An 8,983-nucleotide genomic window follows, 5' to 3' on the forward strand; every position below is an offset into this window, starting at 1 on the left:
GCATGAGCTCGATGATTCTGTCTCGCAGATTGCCGAGGTGCTCGATGTTCCTTTCGATTTGCTTGGTACGACTGCTGACGTCCTTGTTGATGGCCTTGGCCGTCGCGGTGGCTGCCGCGGCGTTGCTGCGGACTCTCTCGAGATCGCTGGACTTGGCCTCAGCCTGCCGTTGAGCGTCGGCGAGAGCGTTGAGGGACGTGTGCAGGATTTGATCGTCAAGTCGATCGAGGCCGATGGGGCCGATCTGGCGGGTGAGGACCAAAAGCGCGTTCTTTGCCTGGGTGGAAGTCTCGGCGAGTCGGGCGGCTGTCTGTTCGGCGAGGGCGTGCTTCTCCCGTTCTGTGCCGAGCGCGGTGGTGACCAGTTTGTTGGCGCGCTTGGTCTGCGCCTTGGCTGTCGTCAATTCTTGTTCGGCGGTGTGAAGGGCCGGTGCGTGAGGGGGGACGAAGCTGCCGGGTAGCTCGTGTTGACAGATGAGGCAGTCGTCACCCGGTCCCAGGCCGGTAGCAGCGTAGGCGGCGGCGTTCAGGCGCTTCTGCGCTTCGAGGGCCTTCTCGGCCTCCGCTATCGCTTGATCGGCCTGCTCCGCGGTCGCGCGGTGCTGCTCAAGGACTGCGGCCGCTGTGGCGTGCTTCTCTTGTTCGGCCTTCAGTTTTTGACCGAGCTGAGTGACATCAGCAATGAGCTTCCGGGCGGCGCGCAGGTCGGTGCGCCAGCCGTCGAGTTGTCTCTGGAGGTCGGCCTCGGCGGATTCGGCATCCTTGTGTTGCTGCTCCAGGGTGAGGCACTGAGTGGTGAGGTCGCTCGCTTCCGCCTCAGCTCGGGCTGCCTCGTTCTGCAGGTTGTCCCGCTCGGCGACCGCAACGGCCTGGCGTTCGTCGGCTTCGGATTCCTGGCCGATGATCTCGCGCAACTGTCCGAGCCTAGTGGCCGCAGTGGCGGGAATGTCGGCGAGTGGACCGCCGGGTCTGCGATCGCCCAGAAGGTCGAGGAGGTCTTGACGCTGGCTACGCAACGGCGCCAGCTCAGCGGCCAGCGCCCCGTCCTCGGCGGTGAGCGCCGCGTCGTCGGAAGCGAGCTTCTTCAGCTGCTCGGGCGCGTCCGTGTCCAGCACGGCGGCAAGCGCGTCGGTCAGTTCCAGAACCTGGCCGCGTTCGTGTTCGGCGTCGGTGCGCTGCTGGGCCAAGTCGGCGAGTTGATCCTGCGCCGCCTTTAGCTGCTTGATTCGTTCGTCGGCTTGGCCGACTTCTTCTTCGGACTGGGACGCGATGGCCTGCGGGTCGGCGAACAGGGCGGCTTTGCGCTCGTTAAGTTTATGCAGCCGAGGGATGATCGTGTCACGGCGGTCGCGGGCCTGTTGGGCGATGGTGTCGAGTATGTCGAGGCCGAGCAGGCCTTTTAGCATGCGAGTGCGTTCCGCGGGTGAAGCGTGCAGTAGTTCTTCGAACTTGCCCTGCCGCAGCAGGACCGAGCGGACGAAAGTCTTCTGGTCGAGGCCGATGAGCTGCTGGATGCGTGCATTGACGGAATCGCGGCCGACACGTGTCTCGGATCCGTCGAGGGCTTCGAGCTGATGCTGGGAGTTGGTTGAGGTCTTCGACAGGCGCCGGCTGACCTTCCATTCTTTGCCGCGTGCTTCGAAGAGCAGTTTCACGGAGAGGATTCCATCGCCGCCGTCGGCGATGAGGACCTTCGGGGTGGCGGCTTCGAAGGTGCAGGCTCCGAAAAGTGCGAAGTTGATGGCGATGAAGATGGACGACTTGCCAGCTCCGGTGTCGCCGGTGATTCCGACGAGGCTCTGTCCGCGGAAGTCGATGTGCTGTTTGCTGCGGTAGGAACGCAGGCCGGAGAAGGTGAGTTCGAGTGGTCTCATGTGGCGGCTGCCTCTGTCGTGTGGTCGTCTGTGAGCAGCGTTTCGACGGCGAAGCAAGGGTCGCGGTCCTCATGGTCTGCCGCGAGGAACTCCGCCATAAGCGCCATCACCTGGTCGGCAGGGGCGGTACGCGTGTCGATTTGCTGCAGGTAGGTGCTGAATGAGTCCAGTAAGGGTCGCTGGGCGGTGACGGTGCCCGGCTCTACCACCAGGGAACCTCCGCGCGTGCCGGCGACGCGCTGTTGGACGTCCAGGACGGTGGCTCGTTCGAGGATTTCGTGGACGCGCTGTGACAGGGCGGGGTCATGTGTGTCGGTGTGGACCGTTGCCAGGCATAGGGCATCGCCGATCAACGCAGCCTGCGATTGCAGATCCGTGAGGCTGCCGTCGAACCTGATCAGAGATCGGCCGCCTCTGAGTGCGATCGGCTCGCAGCGCGTCGGCTTGCCGGGTTCGAGGGTGACGAGCGTGATGCTCTTCTGCTGACCGGCCTCGCCGAAGTCCAGCGGGATCGGGGAGCCCGCGTAGCGGCCAGGAACGGCGCCGGGAAGGTCCTGCGGGTCGTGGATGTGCCCGAACGCGGCATAGTCGACCGGCGGGATCGCGGCAGGATCGCACGCGTAGTCGTCGCTGCAGTGGCGGGCACGCTCGCTGCCGGACAGCCCAGCCCCCGTGACATGCAGGTGAGCTGCGAAGACGGTCAGCTCGCGGGTCGGGTCCAGGGTTGCGGTGAGGCCAGCGGTGATCCTGGCCTGAAGATCTGCGATGCGTGCCCGATAGTCGCCGGCCCATTGGCGGGGGTCATCGAAGATATCAACGCCTCGTTCGGCAGACACGAACGGTAGCGCACCGACTCGCAGTGTGTTGCCATCGCGGCCGGGGATGACGAGATGGTCGCCGCTGATGCCGACGGGCTTGTTGACGAAGTAGAGCCGGTTGACGCGTCCGAGCCGGTCGAGGTAGCGCATCTGGCTGAAGTTGTCGTGGTTGCCGGCGACCACGATGGTCGGGGCGATGGCCCCGAGCTCGGCAAGAGCGTCGACGACGCGTTCGATCTCGGTGTGGCTGACTTTGGAGTGGTCGATCAGGTCACCGGAGTTGATGATTGCGTCGGGGCGCACGTCGCGGGCGATGCTGATGATTTCGGTGAGAGCGTCGTCTAGGTCGATGGCACGGGAACGGTTGTACGTGGTGCGTCCGGCGTGCCAGTCGGAGGTGTGTAGCACCTGCATGTGGCGATGACCCTTTCGTGAAGGGGAACGTGTGCGCTGGCGTGAATGTGGCGTGCCGACGTCAGGCAGAGGCCCTGACCCGGTGACCACCGAGATGGGCGAGCATGGCCTGATTGGCTTCCCACCCGTCCGGGAATTTGATGAACGATCTGAGGTGCATCGGCTCGGTGGATGGGTGGGCGTCCAGAAGCTCCGGGATTCCCTGTCTGCCGACGACGATGCTGGCGTGCCGGTGCCGCGAGGCCAGCACACACAGGCGACCGGATTCGAGGTGGAATGCGGTGGCGTCAATCCGCCCTGACAGCGGGTGCAGGATGACGGTGATATCGAATTCGGCGCCTTGCAGCCTGTTGGCGGTATCCACCCGGATCCCGGTCGCACCACGGGCACGGAGTTCACGGCCGAGGGCGGCCACCTGGTCGCGGTGCGCTGCGCCGACCGCGATCCGGTCGGCGGCCAGCGGCCGTCCGCCCCGGGCGCGTTCGCAGTACGTTTCCACACCACGTTGCAGCAGGCGTGCGGCGATGTTGGCCGTCGCGGCGACTGCCTCCTCATCGGTGCGTACCGTGTTGCGATGGTCCAACTCGTAGAAGCCCCACCCCGTCTCGGCCGCCTTGTTGATCACCTCGTCCACAGGGGTGGGATGCAGGCCGGGAACGCGCAGCACGACGTTGCGGTCGGCGAGGGCGGTACCGGGTTGGAAGGGGGTGAACGGGTAAAACGCTTCTTGCACGACGCGGGCCGCGCTGGGCGGCAGCCGCCACGACAAGGGCAGGTGGTGGGGCGTGATGTCCGGATTGTTGCGCAGCAGCACGGCGACGGCGCTCTGCATCGGATCCCACGGCAGGCCGGCCCACCGCTCGCCGTCGACCGGTGAAAACGGGTCCAGTTGCCCGGGGTCACCGACAAACAGCATCCGCTGAAACAGCGGGGCGATCAGCAGGAGCATGTCGGAACGCATCTGATAGGCCTCGTCCACGATCGCCCAGGGGAGCTTCCCCGATACTTCCGCCCGGCTCCATTTCGCCGCGGTTCCAACCACAACGCGACAGTCCCCGAGGGCATCCAGACGGCTGCCGATCTGCACATTCGGCAACTGAACCCAGCTGGGTGTTCCGTAGTCCTCGCGGGTGAGCCGTCCGACCCGCAGATGCGGCAGCCGATCGGCGATGCTTCTGGTGAGGTCATCGACCTGCGCGTTGGTCTGCGCGACCACCATGATCGGGTCGCCAGCTTCGGCGACCTCCGCAGCCACCCGGACGACGAGGGTGGACTTGCCCGCTCCCGGCGGCGAATCGACAACGACGCCTTGCTGCCGTGTCTCGGTGAAGTCGGCGATGATCTCGGCGGTTCGGGCTTCGGCGAGTTGCTGAGACGAGATCATGACCAGTCCTCCACCGCGTCCTCAGGTACTGGAACGTACTCGGGCGGGGGCCCGCCATGGGTCCACGGGATGTCGTCACGGGTGGGCCAAGCCCGGCCGCGGCGTACGAAGGTGTCGGCGACCGCGGTGTAGACCAGCTCATCGCCGACGGCCGGGACGGAGCCTGGTGCTGGCGTCCGGCCGCGGCCCATCTTGTCCTGAAGTTCGAGTTCGATGACCCAGCCGTCGGTGGTCTCCTCGATGCGGGTGATCAGTGCCCGTTGGCCATCCCGGCTCGGGTCGTGTACCTGTTGTCCCTCGTCGAGCCGGACTGGGTCGGTGCTGGTGACGGTCACCAGGGGGCGAGACACAAGCTTTTGTATTGCCCGAACCCGGCGTGTGGCGTCGATCGCAACAACCGTGCCGGCAAAGGCCTCTCCGGCGAGCCGGTGGTCGGCGATCACGAGTGGGTCGTCGTAGGCACGCTCGGCGTTGAAGCTGGCCAGCCGTAGTTCCATCTCGGCGAGGCGTTGTGCCCCGCGCACCGCGTTGTCCCGCTTGGCCTGCGGATACCCGCCGTTCGTCACGTAGTAGTGGAAGGCGGAGAAGCGGTCGCGTTGCCGCTCCCACCGGCGCGCAACCCGGGGGGCTGGCGGCTCGTGCCGAAGCAGTTCGATGCCCTGCCACATCAGATCCCAGGTCGGTCTCATCTGTTCCAGGAGCATGCTGGTCAACCTGCCGAGGACCTGCTGTCTGGCGGGTTCCGTCGACGCCGAGGCGAGATCTCTGAGAGCGGGCTGCAGGAACAGCCTGTCGAAGGTGGGGTCGGTCGCTGGACCTGCAGGCGGGCACAGAGCCGGATCCTCGGCACGGCGCACCGCATCGACGATCGCCATCCCAGGCGGCGGCGCCAGCCATGCCATCAGTGCGGCGAGATTGCCGTCCTCGACTTCGCTCTGGCCGGTCGCCCACACCTCGCTCAACGCCCGGGTGACCGGCACCAGCACACAGGAGTCCGCGAACTCGGCCTGCTCTGCCAGCCAGGTGAGCCAGATACCCAGTTGCCGTACGGACGGGGCGACAGCCCAGCGACCCTCGCTGGACCGGAATCGCGTCATCCGCCCGAGGAGCCGGACGTAGTCGACGCCGGCCGGGTTCGGAACCCAAATTTGTGGAGCCTCGGTGGCCCGTATCGATAGTTCTGCTCCACGGCTTTCGACTCGCTGCGTAATAGCCGCCATCGCCGCGATCGGGTACAGGAGATGTCCGGCGAGCCGTTCCGCAAAGCGCAGCCGCTCGGCGCGCTCACGCGGCTGTCGGGTGACGATCACTGCGGGCCGTGCAGGGTCGGTGCCGACCAACATTGCCAGGGGCGCGTTCGTCTCGCCTGCCAGAGTGATTGGCACCATCACGATCGGGTGATCAGAAATGTGCAGGTGGCGATACATGGTCAAGCGCTGTGGTCTCTGTGCATCAGCGGCCAGAGCCCTGGCCAGTGACGTCATCATGGTCATCGCCGTGCCTCCAAGGCCTGCTGCCGCATCTGGTAGGCCGCGCGCAACAGACGAGTGGTCTGACGCTGGCTGTCGTCCGGCTGTCGGCTTCCAGTGGCCAGTCCGACTACTGCGGCAATGGAGTCGATGCCGCCCAGCTCCTCGCGGACCACCCGGCCGAGTACCGGAACGGTGCCGTCCGCCTCCGCCCGGCACACACCAGCTAGCTCGCAGCTCTCCAGACAGCCCGGGGAGTACCGCGCAGTAACTTGGGTGAGGTCCTCAGCGAGCTGCACAGGATTGCGGGTCGGCTGGTTGTCTCGATCCAGCAGCAGGTCGAAAGTCAGCGATGGGGGCAGAAGCGACAGGAGATCGTCGATCGAATCCAGGCGAGTCAGGTGGCGCTGCAGTGATGCAAGCTGCTTGCGTACGTCGATCAACTCCGCTACCGGCTGGTTGCTGAAGTCCTTGGGGCACACGAGCATCACCTCGTGGGAGACCAGTTCCGGCGAGAGCCCGGCGGTCTGCAGCATCTCACGCATTGCCAGCACGTAAACCGCCGACTGCTGGGCTGCGGCGGCCACCTTTCCGGAATCCGCCGTGCCGTCCACGATCGGGAATGACTTGATCTCTACGATGTGGAAGCGGTCACCGAACTTGAAGGCGACAAGATCGGGCTCGATGTGGACCCGAACGCCGTTCATAGTCAGCTGCAGGATCGGGTGATCGAACATCGTCCCGACGGGGTCCGTGGCGCGCGCGGCCTCCACCAGAGCACTGCGAGATCGACGAAGCCGGGCGCTGATCCGGTCGTCGTCATCAGCCGGGTTGAGATCGTGGTAATGCGCCTGCATTGTTGGCAGATCGATGTGTTGCCTCAGGAGCCGGAGAAGATCGTTACCTCCCTCGGCCTTGACTTGGGCCTCGAAGCTCTTGCCTCGGGCCAGCGCGATGCTCGACATCTGGCCTACGGTCATTCGATAGCCGAGCCGGTCAGCGACCGAGGCCTTGTCCACGCCGGCGGCGTCCATGAGCGTTCGACGTTGGCAGCCGGGGTTCGCGGCGAGAGCAGCAAGAGTGCGGGCGTTGTGCGGCTTTCGCGGTGCCGCACCACGGATAGTGTTGAGACGGTCGTCGACGACGGTCATTCTGTCCTCTGCAGAGACGGGTCCGGTCTTCGCGGGACCAGGCCGCCGGTATCGGGAAAGATTTAGGTGGCGCTGCGTACTGCTCTTAGCGGTGAAGCGCCGAACAGCTGCTGAACGTCGTCGAGTCGACGGCGAGCTGTGTCGGCTGCAGCTTTGCGTTGTGCACGATCGGAGTCGTCGTGGACTTCGAGTTCGGCCCGCGCGGCCGAGATGATCGCCGCTGGTTTGGCAGCGTCGAACGATTCTGCAGCGCCCGGGATGTTGGTCGCGAACCGCCATAACAACCTGCTCGCCTGTGGTCCAGGATCGCCCGTCCGCTCGACGTGCTCAGCCAGCTGGATCGCCCCTGCCAGGAAGTCGACACGCGGCGACAGCGGGCCGATCATTCGGCGGTCCAGGGACCAGGTGGAAACCGCCAGCAGACCCCGCACGCTGACCAACTGGTCCACCGCGAGTGCGCTGCATAGGTAGTACGGCCGCGAGAATGGCGCCGAGCGAAACGAACGCTCCTCGTCCCGCCGAAGGCTGGTCAGTTTCGCGCTGACCAAGTCGCCGGCGTAGAACGCCTCGTGTACCGCCACGATTAGCTTCGGTGCAGCAGGCACCCCGAGCAAGGTGAGTACCTGATGGACCTGTTCGCGCATGGGGAGTAGTGACACGCTGGATGGCAACGCCCCAAGCAGCGCATGTACTTGGCCGTTGTCTGGTGCTTCGATGCCTTGTAGGGCCTCGTCCCATCGTTGTTCGGCCGCGCGCAGTTCGGCACGAAGTGCTGGAACCTCGCCGCGCTGTCCGCTGGACAGCGCGCGACGGATTCGTGTTCGAAGACCTGAGATGAGGTCCTCGAGGTCATCCATCGTGTCAGCCATGCGGGGAAGGCTAGCACCGCGTTCCACTATCTTCCAGCATTTGCCAGCAAGATCCTTTGCGCTTCACCCTTGAGCGGCGGGGGCCTGGTCATCGAGGGGGTAAGCGCTAACTGCGGTGCCGTGCCGGTGTAGGGAGGCGGTGTGCTGGTCATACGTGCCGTGGCTTTCAGAGAGGGCGGAACACGAGGAAGTCGCGGATCCGGTCGAGCCGTTCGGGCGTCATGCCGTCGCAGTAGACGACCAACTCGTCGGCGGTGTTCAGACCGTGGCGGCGAGTGCGCACCTCCATGATCTCCTCAGCAAGCGCCTGCGGGAGGTCGAGAACGTGCGCCAGCCAATCCGCCGGCACGTGGTTGACGTCGATCAGGCCGCCGTCGTCGTACTGGCGGCCTTGGAGGTCAGGCCGGCCGATGCGCAGCTCCCACGCCATTCCTGGGTCATGTTGCATTAACTGGCGGGCTTCGGCCCGTCGTATCGAGCGCCACCTCGCGGCCGCGATGGCCGGATCCGAGGTGACCGGCACCTGTTGAATGGGCTTAGTTCGTGGTGCAAGCCGGGCGACCATCGTCTGGAGAATCAGCGTGTGCAGTGTGCCTCCGAGCCAGCAGATGACCACGAATGCCGCGATGACGAGACCGAACCCGGAGCTGGGGTCGCTTGCTGGGTCGCCTTCGGCCGGTGCCATCGCTCCGGTGGTGCAGATGTAGATCATCGTAGTCAGTAGGTATCCACCGGCGGCGTAGATGTGTGGCCGGGACTTGAGCCTCCACCCGCCGAGGAACACCATGACGAACGCGCCGAAGCCGATCGTCAGCACCGGGATGAGGAACCACCACCAGGTGGGGCTGCGCGATGGGGTCGGTAGCTGAGCGTCAACTTGCATGAACTGATCGTATGTACGATGCCTGCCTTAGCGCGGCAATGCCGCTCACCTCTTCAGCTTGTTCCGGTGGCGGATCGGTGCGCACGGCGGGAGTACGAACAGCCGATCTGCGAACGCGTGGC

7 protein-coding genes are annotated in these 8,983 nt (G+C 65.4%); all 7 read right to left on the reverse strand.

Features of this window, described 5'->3' with window-relative positions:
• On the reverse strand, nt 1-1,873 hold a 1,873-nt coding region (locus RBH18_RS41425; RefSeq protein ID WP_306215991.1), incomplete at its 3' end, for an AAA family ATPase.
• Nucleotides 1,870-3,105, reverse strand: coding sequence for a metallophosphoesterase family protein (locus RBH18_RS41430; RefSeq protein WP_306215992.1), 1,236 nt, complete (start codon nt 3,103-3,105; stop codon nt 1,870-1,872). The genes RBH18_RS41430 and RBH18_RS41425, both read right to left, overlap by 4 nt.
• A gap of 61 nt (nt 3,106-3,166) precedes the next feature.
• Nucleotides 3,167-4,489 (reverse strand): AAA family ATPase, encoded by a 1,323-nt coding sequence (locus RBH18_RS41435; RefSeq protein WP_306215993.1) that lies wholly within the window; start codon nt 4,487-4,489, stop codon nt 3,167-3,169.
• Entirely contained in the window at nt 4,486-5,982 is a 1,497-nt protein-coding gene (locus RBH18_RS41440; protein ID WP_306215994.1) for a hypothetical protein, read from the reverse strand. Before RBH18_RS41440 ends, RBH18_RS41435 begins: the two co-directional genes overlap by 4 nt.
• Nucleotides 5,979-7,109: a hypothetical protein gene (locus RBH18_RS41445; RefSeq protein ID WP_306215995.1), complete on the reverse strand. Its 1,131-nt coding sequence runs from the start codon at nt 7,107-7,109 to the stop codon at nt 5,979-5,981. Before RBH18_RS41445 ends, RBH18_RS41440 begins: the two co-directional genes overlap by 4 nt.
• A 62-nt stretch (nt 7,110-7,171) precedes the next feature.
• Nucleotides 7,172-7,978 (reverse strand): hypothetical protein, encoded by an 807-nt coding sequence (locus tag RBH18_RS41450; protein WP_306215996.1) that lies wholly within the window; start codon nt 7,976-7,978, stop codon nt 7,172-7,174.
• A 166-nt stretch (nt 7,979-8,144) separates the two neighbouring features.
• Entirely contained in the window at nt 8,145-8,861 is a 717-nt protein-coding gene (locus tag RBH18_RS41455; RefSeq protein ID WP_306215997.1) for a hypothetical protein, read from the reverse strand.
• Nucleotides 8,862-8,983: the final 122 nt, after the last annotated feature.

Source organism: Actinoplanes oryzae, assembly GCF_030757795.1.
Taxonomy (GTDB): Bacteria; Actinomycetota; Actinomycetes; order Mycobacteriales; family Micromonosporaceae; genus Actinoplanes.